Annotated in this window: 15 protein-coding genes; 7 read left to right on the top strand and 8 right to left on the bottom strand. The window is 61.1% G+C overall.

Annotated elements, in window-relative coordinates:
• Positions 1–218: 218 nt before the first annotated feature.
• From ACVW0R_RS12710 to ACVW0R_RS12700, 3 genes are all read right to left on the bottom strand, one after another.
• A complete protein-coding gene (locus ACVW0R_RS12710; RefSeq protein WP_011430084.1) occupies positions 219–821 on the bottom strand; it encodes a glutathione S-transferase family protein in 603 nt (200 codons plus the stop codon).
• A gap of 71 nt (positions 822–892) precedes the next feature.
• Positions 893–1,969: a GTPase Era gene (gene era, locus ACVW0R_RS12705; protein ID WP_457502147.1), complete on the bottom strand. Its 1,077-nt coding sequence runs from the start codon at positions 1,967–1,969 to the stop codon at positions 893–895.
• A gap of 8 nt (positions 1,970–1,977) precedes the next feature.
• Positions 1,978–3,717, bottom strand: coding sequence for a SpoIID/LytB domain-containing protein (locus ACVW0R_RS12700; protein ID WP_457502146.1), 1,740 nt, complete (start codon positions 3,715–3,717; stop codon positions 1,978–1,980).
• A gap of 66 nt (positions 3,718–3,783) precedes the next feature.
• On the opposite strand from ACVW0R_RS12700, the gene ACVW0R_RS12695 reads away from it, so the two are divergent.
• Positions 3,784–4,215 carry a DUF1818 family protein gene (locus ACVW0R_RS12695; RefSeq protein WP_049749741.1) on the top strand — a complete coding sequence of 144 codons (432 nt, stop codon included), beginning with the start codon at positions 3,784–3,786 and terminating at the stop codon, positions 4,213–4,215.
• A 58-nt stretch (positions 4,216–4,273) separates the two neighbouring features.
• On the opposite strand, the gene ACVW0R_RS12690 is transcribed toward ACVW0R_RS12695, so the two are convergent.
• Both ACVW0R_RS12690 and ACVW0R_RS12685 read right to left on the bottom strand, forming a co-directional pair.
• The gene (locus tag ACVW0R_RS12690; RefSeq protein ID WP_099812188.1) at positions 4,274–4,684 is read right to left on the bottom strand and encodes a hypothetical protein; all 411 of its coding nucleotides are present in this window, start codon (positions 4,682–4,684) and stop codon (positions 4,274–4,276) included.
• A 53-nt stretch (positions 4,685–4,737) separates the two neighbouring features.
• Positions 4,738–5,733: an AAA family ATPase gene (locus tag ACVW0R_RS12685; RefSeq protein WP_011430088.1), complete on the bottom strand. Its 996-nt coding sequence runs from the start codon at positions 5,731–5,733 to the stop codon at positions 4,738–4,740.
• 129 nt (positions 5,734–5,862) lie between these two features.
• Here ACVW0R_RS12685 and ACVW0R_RS12680 point away from each other — a divergent pair, with 129 nt between their 5' ends.
• The 3 genes from ACVW0R_RS12680 (at position 5,863) to ACVW0R_RS12670 (ending at position 9,092) form a co-directional block, all read left to right on the top strand.
• A complete protein-coding gene (locus ACVW0R_RS12680) occupies positions 5,863–6,303 on the top strand; it encodes an RrF2 family transcriptional regulator (RefSeq protein WP_011430089.1) in 441 nt (146 codons plus the stop codon).
• Positions 6,304–6,456: 153 nt separating this feature from the next.
• Complete coding sequence (locus ACVW0R_RS12675; RefSeq protein ID WP_011430091.1) at positions 6,457–7,371, top strand: S1 RNA-binding domain-containing protein; 915 nt, start codon at positions 6,457–6,459, stop codon at positions 7,369–7,371.
• Between the two features lie 500 nt (positions 7,372–7,871).
• Positions 7,872–9,092: an S-layer homology domain-containing protein gene (locus tag ACVW0R_RS12670; protein WP_099812187.1), complete on the top strand. Its 1,221-nt coding sequence runs from the start codon at positions 7,872–7,874 to the stop codon at positions 9,090–9,092.
• Positions 9,093–9,249: 157 nt separating this feature from the next.
• On the opposite strand, the gene ACVW0R_RS12665 is transcribed toward ACVW0R_RS12670, so the two are convergent.
• Entirely contained in the window at positions 9,250–9,891 is a 642-nt protein-coding gene (locus ACVW0R_RS12665; RefSeq protein ID WP_011430093.1) for an exopolysaccharide biosynthesis protein, read from the bottom strand.
• A gap of 192 nt (positions 9,892–10,083) precedes the next feature.
• On the opposite strand from ACVW0R_RS12665, the gene ACVW0R_RS12660 reads away from it, so the two are divergent.
• Positions 10,084–10,476 carry a hypothetical protein gene (locus tag ACVW0R_RS12660; protein ID WP_041438250.1) on the top strand — a complete coding sequence of 131 codons (393 nt, stop codon included), beginning with the start codon at positions 10,084–10,086 and terminating at the stop codon, positions 10,474–10,476.
• On the opposite strand, the gene ACVW0R_RS12655 is transcribed toward ACVW0R_RS12660, so the two are convergent.
• On the bottom strand, positions 10,455–11,201 hold the full coding sequence (locus tag ACVW0R_RS12655) for a GvpL/GvpF family gas vesicle protein (RefSeq protein ID WP_041438253.1): 747 nt from the start codon (positions 11,199–11,201) through the stop codon (positions 10,455–10,457). The two genes, ACVW0R_RS12660 and ACVW0R_RS12655, sit on opposite strands and share 22 nt — an antisense overlap.
• On the bottom strand, positions 11,179–12,300 hold the full coding sequence (locus ACVW0R_RS12650; protein WP_457502145.1) for a sugar phosphate nucleotidyltransferase: 1,122 nt from the start codon (positions 12,298–12,300) through the stop codon (positions 11,179–11,181). Before ACVW0R_RS12650 ends, ACVW0R_RS12655 begins: the two co-directional genes overlap by 23 nt.
• 262 nt (positions 12,301–12,562) lie before the next feature.
• Between ACVW0R_RS12650 and hisG the strand changes: the two genes are divergently transcribed.
• Both hisG and ACVW0R_RS12640 read left to right on the top strand, forming a co-directional pair.
• Entirely contained in the window at positions 12,563–13,312 is a 750-nt protein-coding gene (gene hisG, locus ACVW0R_RS12645; protein WP_240527875.1) for an ATP phosphoribosyltransferase, read from the top strand.
• Between the two features lie 199 nt (positions 13,313–13,511).
• Positions 13,512–14,306 carry a photosystem II manganese-stabilizing polypeptide gene (locus ACVW0R_RS12640; protein WP_011430097.1) on the top strand — a complete coding sequence of 265 codons (795 nt, stop codon included), beginning with the start codon at positions 13,512–13,514 and terminating at the stop codon, positions 14,304–14,306.
• The last annotated feature ends 158 nt before the right edge of the window (positions 14,307–14,464 follow it).

The following is a 14,464-nucleotide window of genomic DNA, read 5'->3' as shown; positions in this document are numbered from 1 at the left end:
TCAGCGTCGCGTAGTGACAACGGAAACGGACAGAATGCTATCGCTTCACCGCTGAGCAGTAATGCTCAGCAGTGTTCAGCGTAAATGTATCAGCCCTTCGTGGCAACAATTTCCAGTTTTCCTCTCCCTCAGGGAGAGGGGCTGGGAGTGAGAAATCCTCCGCTAGGATTGGAAGCGAGATCCGACTCGGTCGGCTGCAAAGGCACCACTGGGAAATTCTAGGCGCCGGGGAGAGGAAAGAAGCGGTCGGTGGCCTTGACCCGCTCACACCAGGCGCGGATGTTGGGGAAGGGCTTGAGGTCAAACCCGCCCTGCTCGGCCACATGGGTATAGGTAAACAGGGCCAGATCGGCGATGGTGTAGCGGTTGCCCACGAAGAACTCCTTCTCCCGTAGGTGGCTTTCCATGATCTCCAGAGCCTCGGTACCGAGTTTCAGGTTCTGGGCAATTAGCTCGGCATTGGCCTCGGCCTGGCCGGCTCGCACCCAAAAGCGGGTGGTGGCAATGTAGCGGGCAATGCGGGTTTGTTCAAAAAGGAGCCATTTCAAGATCTCGGCCCGCTCCAGCCGCGTCTGGCCATAGAGGGGAGTGTCCTCTGCTAGGTAAACCAAGATTGCGGCTGACTCGGCCAAGACGGTGCCGTCTTCCAGCTCCAAAGCCGGGATCTGCCCCAGGGGGTTCTTGGCCAGGTACTCGGGGCGGCGATTTTCTCCGACCCTGGAGTTGACCTCAACCGTCTCGTAAGGGATCCCCAACTGTTTGAGAAGCAGCTCTACTTTGTAGCAATTCCCGGAGGTCGGGATCCCATACAGTCGCAGCATTGCCGTTAACCTCAACGTGCAGCATCCCCATCAATACCACCAGATAGCTCAACCTCAGCCACAAAACCCCTTCACGTTTCAACGCGGTAGCCGAAGTCGCGCAGCAGGTGCTCGGAGCGCCGCCAGTGGGGCCGCACCTTGACGAACAGCTCCAGGTACACCTTGCCGGCAATGAGCTTTTGAATCTGGAGGCGGGCGGCCTGGCCAATTTGCTTGAGCCTTTCCCCCCCTTTGCCGATGAGGATCCCTTTTTGCGAGTCCCGCTCCACGTAGAGGGTGGCCAGGACGCGGGTGACGGTGGGGGTTTCTTCCACCTGGTCGATGGTGACGGCCACCGAGTGGGGCACCTCCTCGCGGGTGTGCAAGAGAACTTGCTCGCGGATCAACTCCGCCATGATAAACCGCTCCGGCTGATCCGTCACCAGATCCGGGGGATAGTAGTAGGGCCCAGGGGGCAGCAGGTCGACGGTGGCCTGGATGAGGGGCGCCAAGCTGCCGGGATCCAACGCCGACACCCAGACGACGGGGGCACCGGGGCGCAGGGCTTGGTAGCTCTCTTGGTGGGCCTGGCGCGCGGCAGACTCTTTGGGCAGCAGATCGGCTTTGTTGCAGACGAGGATGCAGGGGGTCGCGCTGGGGATCCGCTCGGCGATAAAAGCATCCCCCCGCCCTGGCGGCACCGAGCCATCCACCACGAAGAGGACGACATCCACGCTCCCAATGGCAGCCTGGGCGTTGTGTACCAAGATCTCCCCCAGGCGGTGGTGGGGCTTGTGGATGCCAGGGGTGTCCACCCAGATGATCTGGGCTTGCGGCAAAGAGAGGATCCCCCGCAGGCGGTTGCGGGTGGTCTGGGCCACGGGAGAAGTGATGGCGATCTTCTGGCCCACCAGAGCGTTCATCAAGGTGGACTTGCCCACATTGGGCCGCCCGATGAGCGCCGCAAATCCCGACTTAAACCCCGGTGGGGCGACCGGGATCCCCGACAGCCCCGCCTCCCCCCGGCCACCCTCTTGTCCCCTCGTGTACGGGGGGATGTAGGGGGGGGCCAGCTCTGGCGGCGCTTGGGCCGCCCCTTCCTGCCACCCTTCCTCTGGAGCGGGATCCCGAAGAGGGGGATGGCCGCGTTCCCGTCGCTCTTCTTCCATCGTGCCCCCTATCTCTGGTAGCCGGACCAGGACTGCGCCTGGCTACTGTCAAAGGCCAGGGAAACCTCAGGCAACTGCAGGGAGAGGGATCCCAGCTCGGCCAGGGTGGTGCCGGGGTAGTAAAAGGCGAGGATTTGCGCCGCGTTCAACCCCCGCCGCGCCAGGGTGTAGGCGCCGTACTGGCTCAGCCCCACCCCGTGGCCAAAGCCGCCGCCGATAAAGCGGTAGCCTGTCAGCCGCCCGCTCTGTTTCAGGGGTTCCACGCGAAACAGAGTGCTGTACAGGCGGGGAAAAGCCAGGCGCACCTGATCCTTGCGCAAAAGAATCGAGTGGAGCCCTTGGGGCGTCTGCAAGTCCACGTGCAGCGCCTGCACCCGACCACTGACCGAGCGCTCCAGGACGTGCAGCCCCTGGATGGTCATCCACTCGGGGAGAGGGATCCCGAGGTACTCTTGAGCGGCCCGCAGTTGGGCGTTTAGCTCCTCCAGCGACTGAGAAAACTCCCAGCGGAAGAGGCGCGATACCCCTGCTTCGTTGAAACCCTCCCGCCGGGCCAGAAAGGCCTTGAAGTCGCTCTCCTGCCGCAAATCGAAGGGCTGATCGGGCTGGTGGGCGATATCCACCTGCGGGCGCAGGTAGGGGCGCGGCTCTCCGTCCCAAACCTCTTCAAAGCCTGCCGAGATGCCGCCGTTGGTGGAAGAATAAACGGCATCCACCAGCTCGCCCTTGTAGGTGAGCACCAGGCCGCTGGTCTGGCGAATCGCTTCGTCGGCCCGCGGATGGGTGCCGCTCAGCCCCTTGTAAACCTGGCAGTGGGTATTGGCACAGAGGTGGTAGTCGTCGATCTGAAAGCGGTGCAGGTTCTTGAGGGCGTAGGTGCGCGCCAAAATTGCCTGGGCGGCCATGGCGGCAAAGGGGGCCCCTGGCCCCACCTCATGGGGCACCACCCCCCGTAAATAGGTTTCCAGGGGCACGGCGTTGACCACCGTATAGCTGCCGTAGGCATTGGGCTGAATGGTAATGGATCCGGCATAGTAGCGGTCGTTCACCCGCAGATAGCCGGCATCGGAGGTTACCCTCAGGCGGGTGCGATGGTAGCGAAAATGCTCATGTACCCAGCTCAGCTCCGCCCGTTCGCGCCGCTCCTGCACCTCCAGCCGCACCTGAGGGATCCCTTCTTTCTGGGCATACTGCTGAATCTGGATCAGTTGTTGGGGAGTGTAGGCGCGGCTGGCCCACACCTGCCATTCCTGCGGTTGGGCGATCTCGGTGCGGATGCCCAGAGATTCCCAGGAGTTGGCGCTGGCCTCGGCGCTCTCGAAGCTTTTGTGGCTGCTGAGGATGAGGCGGTACACGGTTTCCGGGCTGGCCAGGGCGCGGTTGACGATCCCAACCGTAACTTGTGGGAGCCGCTGCCTCTGGGTGCTGCCGTCTGCCTGGGCAAATTCCAGGGTGAGGAAAGACCCCAGCGGCGCTGCCAGCTCCACCTGATCTTGCTCAGAACGGCCAAAGCGTTGCACAATGCCCACGTGCAGGATCGGGTTTTCGGGGGTGGCCGCTGCAGACAATTGCGCTAGCAAGACAGGATCTTCGGCCTCTTTGCGAACCCCGGTCGCGTCAGCGGCACGGAGCACCAAGGCTGTCAGCAACAGGCCCAAGCCGGAAATGAGGCTGCTCTGTTTGCGCCAGCGGAGCGGAGTCCTTAAAAACCGGCGAGGTTGGGCAGTAGGAGACTGACAACTGGCCATGGCCGCTTTATCCTGACAACACACCCTGTCGATTGTACCCGCATCTTTTCTGGCCTAGCCGCAGCGATGGATGCTCCTCTCCCCTCTACCTCCCTGCTTTTTACCGGAAACGACGGTGGATTCTCGAACCTGCCTCCTCCTGCTCTACGCAAGGGATCCGGCTGGCGGTTGGGCTGGGATCCTGGGCGCTCCCCTTTTGTGGCCCTGGTGGGAGGAGAGACTTGGGCGTTGGAGCTAACCCTAGAAGAATGGCAAGCATTTGTGCAGGGGGTGTATCGTCTGCAGCAGGATATGGAAGCTGTCGCCTCCCAACTGATGGCCGAGGAGAGCATTACGCTGGAGCAGACCTTTCCTGCCCTCACGTTGGTTGCCAGTGGCAGCGCCACTGCTTGGGGCCTCTATCTCCAGTTGCACCAGGGCCGGCGGGGTGAGGGTTTCTGGCCAGCAGAAGTTGTCCCGGAGCTGTGTCGTGCCCTCGACCAATTCCAGGAGTGCTGACCCGCCGCCGCTTGCAGGTTTTGGGGAGGAACCCAAGGCAACTCAGGTCAAACTCCAATCAATTGCTGAAGAAAAGATACTTGATAAACCCTGAGGCCACCCCAACGACTAGGGCCACGATCGCGCCGCGGCTGATGAACTCCTGTTGGTCAAGCCGCTTGCTGTAGCCATCCATTTTGCCGCTTAGCTCCGCGATTTTCACTTCCAGGCTGCTACGGCTGAGGTCGATCTTGGCTTCCAGCTCGTTGCGAGTGAGGTCGATCTTGGCTTCCAGCTCGTTGCGAGCGCCTTGGATCTTGCTCTCTAGGTCGTTGCGAGTGAGGTCGATCTTGGCTTCCAGGTCGGTTTTGACCAGCCGGATCTCGCTTTTGATCTCCGTCACCTGGATTTCCAACTTGCGGTCGATTCCCTCCAGCTTTTTGTCCAAAGCCAGGATGAGGTCTTTAATTTCTTGATTGGGATCCGACATCCGCAGTTCTGCCCAAGACCGCTGGCTCCTATTATCGCCTAAGGGATCCCTCCTCAAACTGGCGGCTCAACCGTTGCCACGATGTCGCGGATGACGGCCTCTGCCTCCTGCCGTCGGTTGCTCGTCATGTCCCCAGATCCGGCCAAAGAAATGCGATGGGCCAGCACCGGCACAAACAAAGCTTGCAGATCTTCCGGTAGGCAAAAGCTCCGCCCTCTCACCAACGCCTGCGCCCGTGCTGCCCTTGCCAAGGCCAACGCCCCGCGGGTGGACACGCCGGCCCGCAACAGCCTGGAGGCACGCGTCGCCTGCACCACCTGCAGCAGATAGTCGGCCAGGGATCCATCCAGGTACACCTGATCCACCGCCGCCTGGATCTCCCGCAGCTCCGCCAGGGAAAGCACCGGCTGGAGAGCCTCCACCGGCTCTGCCTGCTGTCGCTGCAGCAGCAAAGCCCGCTCCACCTCAGGGCTGGGGTAGCCGATGGACAGCCGCACCAGAAACCGATCCAACTGGCTTTCCGGGAGGGGATAGGTGCCGTGATACTCCAAGGGGTTTTGGGTGGCCAACACCATAAAGGGACTGGGCAGCGGGTAGGTGCGGTTGTCCAGCGAAACCTGCTTTTCCGCCATTGCCTCTAGCAGGGCACTCTGGGTGCGGGGAGAGGTGCGATTGATCTCGTCGGCCAGGATGACATGGGCAAAAATGGGGCCTGGGCGAAATTCAAACTCCCCTTTCTCTTTGTTGAAAAGGGTGAGGCCAAGAATGTCAGTCGGCAAGAGGTCGCTGGTAAATTGAATTCGCTGAAACTTGGCCCCCAAGCTGCGGGCAATGGCCCGCGCCAACGTGGTTTTGCCTACTCCCGGCACGTCCTCCAGGAGGACATGGCCTTCCGCCACCAGGGCCGTCACCACGGCCTGCACCACCCGTGGCTTGCCTTGAAACACCGACTCGACGTTGGCGATCAGCTTGCCGATCTGCTGCCGCAAAGTTTGCAATCGCTCCGCCGGGATCCGCGCTGAACCGGACAGGGTGCCAACACTTGCCATAAACCACTCCCAAAAGGGCCTATTCCACCATACAGGCCCAACCCACCGGCAACCCAAAGGGGATCCCACAAAACCCCGGTGGAAAACCGGAGTATCATAGACCTGATCCTTGCAGGAAGGATGGGTATTTTGGAACTGTCTTGTAAAAGTGAGTACGCTCTCCTGGCCCTTCTGGAGTTGGCCCAGCACTACCATGACGGCCGGGTATTGCAGATTAAGGAGATCGCAGCCCACCAGTCGATTCCCGACCGCTATCTGGAGCAGTTGCTGGCCACGCTGCGCAGGCAGGGCCTGGTACGCAGCCAGCGGGGCGCCAAAGGAGGTTACTCTCTGGCTCGACCGCCCTGGCAGATCTCCCTATTGGACATCATTCAGGCCATCGAGGGAGAAGATCTCACCCGCCCCCGCGACTTGCCCAGCGGCGATCTCTCGCCGGAGCGCCAGGTGCTCTGGCAGGCTTGGCAAGATGCCCAGGCGGCAGCGGTGGGCATTCTCCAAAAAACGACCTTGCAAGACCTCTGCGACCGGCAGGCGCAACAGCAACAGGCCAGGTTGATGTACTACATCTAGAGGAAGCTGCCGGTGTCGATGCCCTGGGCTTGGCCTCCTCTCAAGAGGGTGAGTACCTCTTCCCGCCGAGGCGGACGAGAGGGGCTGGGATCCCTGTCAAGTTTTGGGTTATCCTGAAACCCATTGCCTCTTGAATTGCTTCCTTTGCATTCCATGACCTTTCGCTCCCCTCGCTCTCAGGCTGCCGATACGTTTTCTTCGGAAGATTTTGCCAAGGCTCTGGAGGCGCAAAGCCTTGACTTTCGACCGGGACAGGTGGTGCGAGGCCGCATCTTCCAGCACCAGAACGATGGGGCGCTGGTGGATATCGGCGGCAAGTCGCCGGCCTTTTTGCCCCTGAAAGAAGCCGGGATCCGCTCAGGAGAGGATTTGAGCGAGCTTTTTCCCCTCAAAAGCGAAGCCGATTTTCTCATCTTGCGAGAGGACTCGGAAGGGCAAATCGTACTCTCGGCGCGGCGGCTGCGGCTGAAGCGACTTTGGGAGGAGCTGGCCGAAAAACAGACCAACGGCCAGACGGTAACTGCCCTGGTGATCGGCACCAACAAGGGCGGGGTTCTGGTGGACGTGCAGGGGCTGCGGGGCTTTATTCCTCGCTCGCATCTCAACCAACGGGAAAATCTAGAAGAGCTGGTGGGCCAATCGCTGACCGCCAGTTTGTTGGAGGTCAACCCCGCTGCCAACAAGCTGGTGCTCTCCCAGCGAGTAGCGCGACAAGCTGAGAGCCTGGGAATCTACACCACCGGTCAGGTGGTGCGGGGCAAGGTCAGCGCCCTCAAGCCCTTCGGCGTTTTCGTGGAGCTGGAGGAGGGGGGCAGCGGGCTGTTGCCCATCAAGCAGGTCAGCCAAAGCTTTGTCGCCTCCTTATCCGACTTGTTCCAGCCCGGTCAGCCGCTCAAGGCCGTGGTCATCGATGTGGATGAGGCCAAAGGGCGGGTAGCGCTCTCTCTGCGGGTGTTGGAAAAATACCCCGGCGAGGTGTTAGAGCAACTGGCCCTCATTACCGAGGAAGCTGAAGAGCGGGCCGGCAAACTGAAGGGGAGAATCACGTCCGAGGGCAAGGTCATTTAACCCATACCGACTGCCAAGGCGCTCCTGGGCGAGCCTTCCGGATCCCTGGGCTGGGCCTCACCCAAGACTTGGCGCCGATCCCCCAATCCCGCCAGCAGCAGGGGACCTTTCGTAGCCACCGGCTGTGGAAACAGCACCCCTTATCCCTGATGCTCAGCTTCCCTCTCCTTCTGGGAGGGGGGCTGGATCCTATGTCCTGCCAGCATCAACTCCCTGGCACTGCGGAGCCCTGGGGGGCTGTTTCAAACTTGTACAGAGTGGCAATGCCGTGAACAGCAACTGAGGCTGGGGTGTTGTCTATACGCGATGCTGGCGCAACAGAGATGAAGAGATTTCCTTACCAATCCTCCGCTATTGCGTTTCTATGCAAATCTTAGGTTGGAAATGCTCAAATTAGGACACAGCAAGGGTTTTAGCTATTGCCGCCACTGAGGAAATAGCCAGAATAAGAGTAGCTATTGACCCAGCAATGGGCGCTACGACAACTTGGTGAATGCACGATGTTTCCCTCTCTGTTGACCCCACGCACAGCCGGCCTACTCCTATCGGGAGCCGCACTGGGCATCCACTGCCAGGTGGCCATGGCCGCTCCTTTTCGCGACACCTTTGGCCACTGGGCGCAAGCCTATATCGAGACCCTCTCCTCTCAAGGGGTGTTGAACGGCTTCCCGGATGGCACCTTCCGTCCCAACGAGCCGGTGACCCGCGCTCAGTTTGCCACCCTTGTCACCACTGCCTTTCGCCTTCGCAACACCTCTGGTACCTTCATCGGCTTTCGGGATGTGCCTCCCAGCCACTGGGCGGCCAATGCTATCTCCACGGCGGCAGCCAACAACTTGGTGGCCGGCTTCCCAGACGGCACCTTCCGACCCGAACAGCCCGTTACTCGCACCGAGGCGCTGGTGATCCTGACTAACGCCCTTGGCAACACGAGTGCCATCCCCGCGGCTCAGCCGAGCGAGCTGTTCAGCCGCTACCGCGACGCGGCAGCCATTCCCAACTGGGCCCTGGCACAACTTGCAGCCGCCAACCGTGCCGGCCTGATTGTCAATTACCCGGATCCTATGCTTTTGGAGCCGAACCGCCCTGCCACCCGTGCCGAGGTGGCCGCTTTTACCCACCAGGCCCTGCTCAATCGGGGATCCCTGGTGGCCCAGAACCCGAGCAGTTGGGTTTCCACCCCCCCGGCGGGCTTTGACCTGCGCCTTTCCACGCTGGCGGCGGGCACCCTGATGCAGACCACCACCCCCTTCAACGAGCGCCTCTTCATCGCCCCCAACGAAACTCGCCCCCTGTCCTTGATCGTCCGCACCCCGATTCGCAACGCCCAGGGGGACATCCTGGTGCCTTTCGGCTCGCGGGTGGATGGCCGCTTTGAGCCGGCACCGGGGGGCACGCGCTTTGTGGCAGAAAGCATCATCGCCAACAACCAACTGTTCCCCTTGGCTGCCCAATCGGATGTGATCCACGATGTTAAGGATCCTCGCTACACCACCACGGGCAAAATCATCCAAGATGCGGCCATCGGCGCGGCAGCGGGCGCCATTCTCGGCTTGGTGACCGGCGACAATGCCATTGCCACAGAAGAAGTGCTGGGGGCTGGGGTGGCCGGAGCGGTGATCGGCAACGTCACGGCGCCACAGGTGGTAGTTTTGGATCCCAACCAGGTGATCGAGCTGCGCCTCACCCAGGATCTGGCGCTGGTCCCTCAATCCCGCTAGCGGCGCGGGGGTGTCCGTTGCAACAAGACACAGGCGATACAACTTCGTCACCGTCTTTCCATCGGTGAAGCTGGGCGTTGCCTCGATCCCCAACTCCGTATCCCCCCGTACACGGGGGGATATAGGGGGGGCCGGGGTTGGGAGTGAGGGCAAAAGGCTATCTTCTCAGCCAATCCAACAGAGTCGTTCCCCCCAGCCACAGGCCCACCAAAATGGAAGTGGTCAGCAGCCCCGCCGCCACACAGATCAGGGATCCCAAGCTGCACAGGATCCCGTCCTCTTCGAGGAGGCCAAAGGCGGTGACGAAGACCCCCATCGCCGGCAGGGTGTTGGTGCCGGGCACGGGAATGATCATGGAAATACCCATCAAGCTGATCAAGGTGCTCAGCCAGACCTGGCCCAGGCGGCTGGTGCAGACTGGTTGCCAACGGGGGCAGGCAACTTTTTCAATGCGCTGCAACCACGGGATCCCGGCCTGCACCCACTTTTGAAATTGCTTCCGTTCAATGGATGTCTGCAGCACCCATGGCGGCAGCCAGGGGGTGGTTCGCCCCGCCAGCATTTGTAGGGCCAGCAGCAGAATAACCACGCCAAAGGGAGTGGAATAGCCAGGAGCTGGCAGAGGCAGAGCAGAAGGAAAGGAGAGCACCGCCAAAAACAAGCCAAAGCTGCGCTCGCCCGCCAGTTTGAGAATCTCTTCAAGGCGGATGGGTGGGGATCCCTCTGGGTAAGGCTCGGGCTGCTCTGGATGGGCGGGAAGGCAGGCAAATCGGGCCAGCTCTTGCGATAGACGAGCCATAGGGGGGGGCTGCAAACGGTTTGGGAGCCAACGATAGCCTACTGCAAATCCAAGGTTTGTTGGATATCTTGAACAAAGGGGTGGTCTTGGAGGGGTAAGATGAGCGGCGAAGCGCTGGGCAAAAGGTTGGCTAGCGGTAGCCTTGGAGAAGGTCTGGGGAAGCGTGCTCCGCTCAGCAAGGGAATAGGCAGGTTGGGGGGGACGCTGTTGCTGGGATCCCTGTTGGTGGCAGGGCGCGGTGTGGCCCTGGCCGAAGCGCAGTTGGAGGTGGGTACCTCCACCACCTTGCCCCCGCAGGCGGCGCCGCCGGTGTTGCCTCCCCCGCCGGTGGGAGTTCGACAAATTAGAGAGGATACCGATCCTGAGCAAACCGCCGATATGCCCCTTTCCCTTCTGGCCGAGCAGGTGCTGGAGGCGGTGTGCGAAGCGCAAATCGATCCCCAACGGGCCCTGGCCCTCATGCCCGACCTGAGCGAGTCCCACATCCGCGCTGCCTGTCCCAAGCGGCTGGCCCCCCAGTCCCTCCGTAGACGGGGGGATATAGGGGGGGGAGTACAGGCCGGTCAAAGCTTGGCGAAATTGTAGGGAGCGGTGAAATTGTTGTAGCGAATGCGCAGCCGTCCCTGAAAGGCTCGATCCAGCTCCTCCACTTTTTGGGCAAAAGCCGGCTCATCTTCCCAGTTGATGAGAAACGAGCTGTTGTAGGCCATGTTTTCCGTAAGCAGCTCTCCCTCGACGCGATCGCTGGCCAGAGAGCCGAGGGCGGCTGTGAAGGTTTGGGCAATGTGTTGGCGCCGTTGCTCCAGCATTTGCTCCAGAGCCTGCCCAATTTCCACTACTGCATCTAGCCCCAAGGGGGTGCCAGCCATCTCGTCCCGCCGGGCTTTCAGGGCCGGGTTTTCCTCTAGCCCCAATTGGAGCTCTTGCTGGGGATCCCAGAAGACTTTTACCCCCACCTCCCGTTTGCCCTCCAGGCGCTGCAGCAGGGCCAGCAGATCGGCCAGGTGCGGTTTGATCAAATCCTGCTCTACCTGATCCCAGCCGCTCACCACCAGGCCAAATTGCAGCGGCAGCAGGGCGCGGTATCCCTCGCTCATCACGGTTTCTAGGACAGCTTCGTGGGCCAGCAGATTGGCCCGGCTGGCCAAGTAGCGCTCCTGGCGAGCCTGGGAATAGAGAAAGGCCAAAGATCCCAGCACGTGAATCCCCACCGGCTGCTTGTCCAGCCCCACCACATTCAGGTGGCGCGGGCCGGGGGCAGCGACGATCCCGTAGAGATAGAGGGTGCTATTGGGATTTGCCGTTGGCATGGCTGCGAGCATCTCCGATCAACCAGGTGAGGTTGGACTCTTCCGTGTCGATGGCATTGCCATCGGAGGAAATACAGTAGCGACCCATCACCATCTGGTGGCGCAGGGTAACTCCTGCAGCGATTTGGGTGTAGTTGAAGATGAGGCTGCCATCCAGCGTACACCCTTCGTTCAACACACAGCCGTAGCCAATGGCTGTGGGGCCGATGAGCTTCACCCCGTCTGCCAGGTAAGTGCTGGCCCCAATGTAGACCGGCGGCTCGATATGGATGCGATCCCAGTTGGCGCGGATGTTGATCCCCGTCCAGACGCCGGGCCGAATCTGGATCCCGGGCACCTTGACCCCCTTGATCTCGCCGCGCAGCACCTTCTGTACCGCCAGCCAGTAGTCAGGGGTACGGCCAATGTCCACCCACTGGAAGTCGGCCTTGAGGCCGTAGAAGGGGGCGCCGGCTTTCACCAAGGCGGGGAAGAGATCGCTGCCGATGTCATAGGGGAAGCCGGGGGGGATGTAGTCCAGGACTTCTGGCTCGAACACGTAGATGCCGGTGTTGATGGTGTTGCTGAGGGCCTCTTCCTGCCTGGGTTTTTCTTGGAAGGCGGTGACCCGGCCCGTCGCATCGGTTACCACCACGCCATAGCTGGAGACTTGGCTGGGATCCACCTCTCGCAACACCACCGTGGCCAATGCCCCCTTAGATTTGTGAAAGTTGACCACCTGGGTCAGGTTGAGGTCGATCAGGGCATCGCCGCAGAGCACCACGAAGGTGCTGTCGAAAAAACCGGAAAAATCCTGGATCTTGCGCATGCCACCGGCGGATCCCAGGGGTTCGGCCACCGGCTGGCCGTTCTCGAAGTGGCCCTCGAAGGAAAAGCCGATGTGTACTCCCCACTGCTGGCCATCGCGAAAGTAGTCTTCGATCTGGTGAGCGAGGTGGCTGGTGTTGATCATGATTTGGTCGAACCCATGTTCCCGCAGCAGCTCCACCAAGAACTCCATGACCGGCTTGTGCAAAATCGGGATCATCGGCTTGGGCATCATGTAGGTGATGGGCCGTACCCGCGTCCCTTTGCCGGCTGCCAGGATCATGGCTTTCATGCCGTCCTCTCTCCTCCGGGTCTATCGTCTCCTGACTTTATCATCCCAGGATCGGCAGTCTGGATAACAGAAGAGGGTTTTCGCTCTGGGCTGGCCCCCCAGTCCCCCCGTGTACGGGGGGATAGAGGGGGGAATCGCCGCCAAGAGGCCGATCCTCTACAATCGAGGGGAAGCAACGCCCGCAACTGCTCTGCCGCTGTCAAGGCTTGACTCTCTATCTAGCCCTGGCAAGAGCAGGGATCCCGGACATCCTTCTATGTCGATGGCTTTCGGCCTCAGCCCCGCCCCGCATCCCGATACCCCAGGTTGCCGTTCCGCCGGCCAGCCGATCACCATTGCCCTGGCCAAGGGAGCCTTGCTGGCCGACGCTATCCTCTGCTTGCAACAGGTGGGGATCGATTTCAGTCGCTTTTTGGATCCCGGCAACCGCCTGCTGCGGATTGAATCGCCCACCCAGCTCAACGGGCAACGCTACGAGGCGCTGCTGGTGCGCAACCACGACGTGCCGGTGTATGTGGAGTACGGCCAGGCCCAACTGGGCATCGTCGGCTACGACGTCTTGCGGGAGCGCTATGCCGGCAGCGAGGTGCGAGTGGCCCACCTGCTGGATCTGAAGTTCGGCCACTGTCGCATGTCGGTGGCTCTTCGCCAAGAAAGTCCCTACACCTCGGCGGCCCAGTTGCCTCCCCATGCCCGCGTGGCTTCCAAGTTTGTCGGCTGCGCCCGCGAGTATTTTGACCGGTTGGATTTGCCGGTGGAAATTATCTCCCTCTACGGCTCAGTGGAACTGGCTCCCATCACCGGCATGGCCGATGCGATTGTGGACTTGGTGGCCACCGGACGTACCCTGAGGGAAAACGGCCTGGTGGAACGGGACTGCCTTTTCGAGAGCACCGCCCGCTTGATCGCCCATCCCACCAGCTACCGCGTCAACCAACAGCCCATCGGCGAGCTGGTGAACCAAATTCGGGAGCGCTGGCTGGGATCCCTGGTGGCGAGTGGCCCGCTTTGAGGGGGCCGCGAGGTCTTTGTAGAAGGGCAGGGGTCGGCAATCCAAGAAGTAGGAAAACGCAGCTACCCGACAGCTCTGCCTGGCCAGGAAACTTCTGCAAGCCCGGCCAAAGAGGGGATCACTATTGCGTACAATAGGGGCATTCGGGCTTATTTTCCCCAGCAGCATTGAGATTAAAACAGGTTTTTCGAGGTTGATTATGCGGTACCGTCCACTACTCGCCATCCTGTTGGCGCTCTGTTTGAGCGTCTTCGCCCTGCCGGCGGAGGCGGCCAAGGCCCCCTTAACCTACGACCAGATCCGCAACACCGGCAAGGCGGCCATATGCCCTTCCGTCTCGGATGATGCCCGCGGCCGCATCGAGGTGCCCAAGGGGGGATCCCTAAAGTTGACAGACGTCTGCTTCCAGCCGGTGCAAATTGAGGTGGAAGAAGAGAAACGGAACGGGGAAAAAGAGTTTATCAAGGCCAAAAACATCATGATCTCGGCAGCCACGCTGGGGCCGATTAAGGCTGAGGTCACCCCCAAAGACGGCGGGTTGGAGCTCAAAGTGGTGGACGGGATCACCTTTCAGCCGACCACCGGTCAGTTGCCCCGCCGCGAGCTGGTGCCATTTTTGTTTAGCGTGAAAGATTTGGTGGCCACAGCTCAGGGCTCCGCCATTGACCCCTCGACCGACTTTGAAGGGGAGTTCTTGGTGCCCGGCTACCACACCAGCACCTTCCTCGACGCGCGCGGGCGCGGCTCTAACACCGGCTACGACACAGCCGTAGGGCTACAGGCGGCCAAGGACGACTTCGCCACCAACCGCAAGGTGGACGAGGTTTCGCGGGGGAAACTGTCGCTGCGCATTGCCCGCGTGGATCCCAGCACGGGAGAGATGGGCGGCTCCTTCGTTAGCATTCAGCAGTCCAGCACCGAGCAAGGGGCACTGGAACCCCGCACCGTCCGTGTCCAGGGCTTGTTCTATGCCCGCCTGGCGCCGGAGTCTTGAAGAGAGCAAATTTTGGGCTTGAGGGGGCAGGGATCCGGTCGATCCCTGCTCACTCCTGTTGATACTGATACATTTACGCTGAACACTGCTGAGCATTACTGCTCAGCGGTGAAGCGATAGCATTCTGTCCGTTTCCGTTGTCACTACGCGATGCTGAC

The organism is Thermostichus sp. MS-CIW-15, from assembly GCF_054060575.1.
The sequence above is the reverse complement of the archived record's forward strand: the minus strand, read 5'-3'. Positions and strand labels throughout refer to the sequence as shown.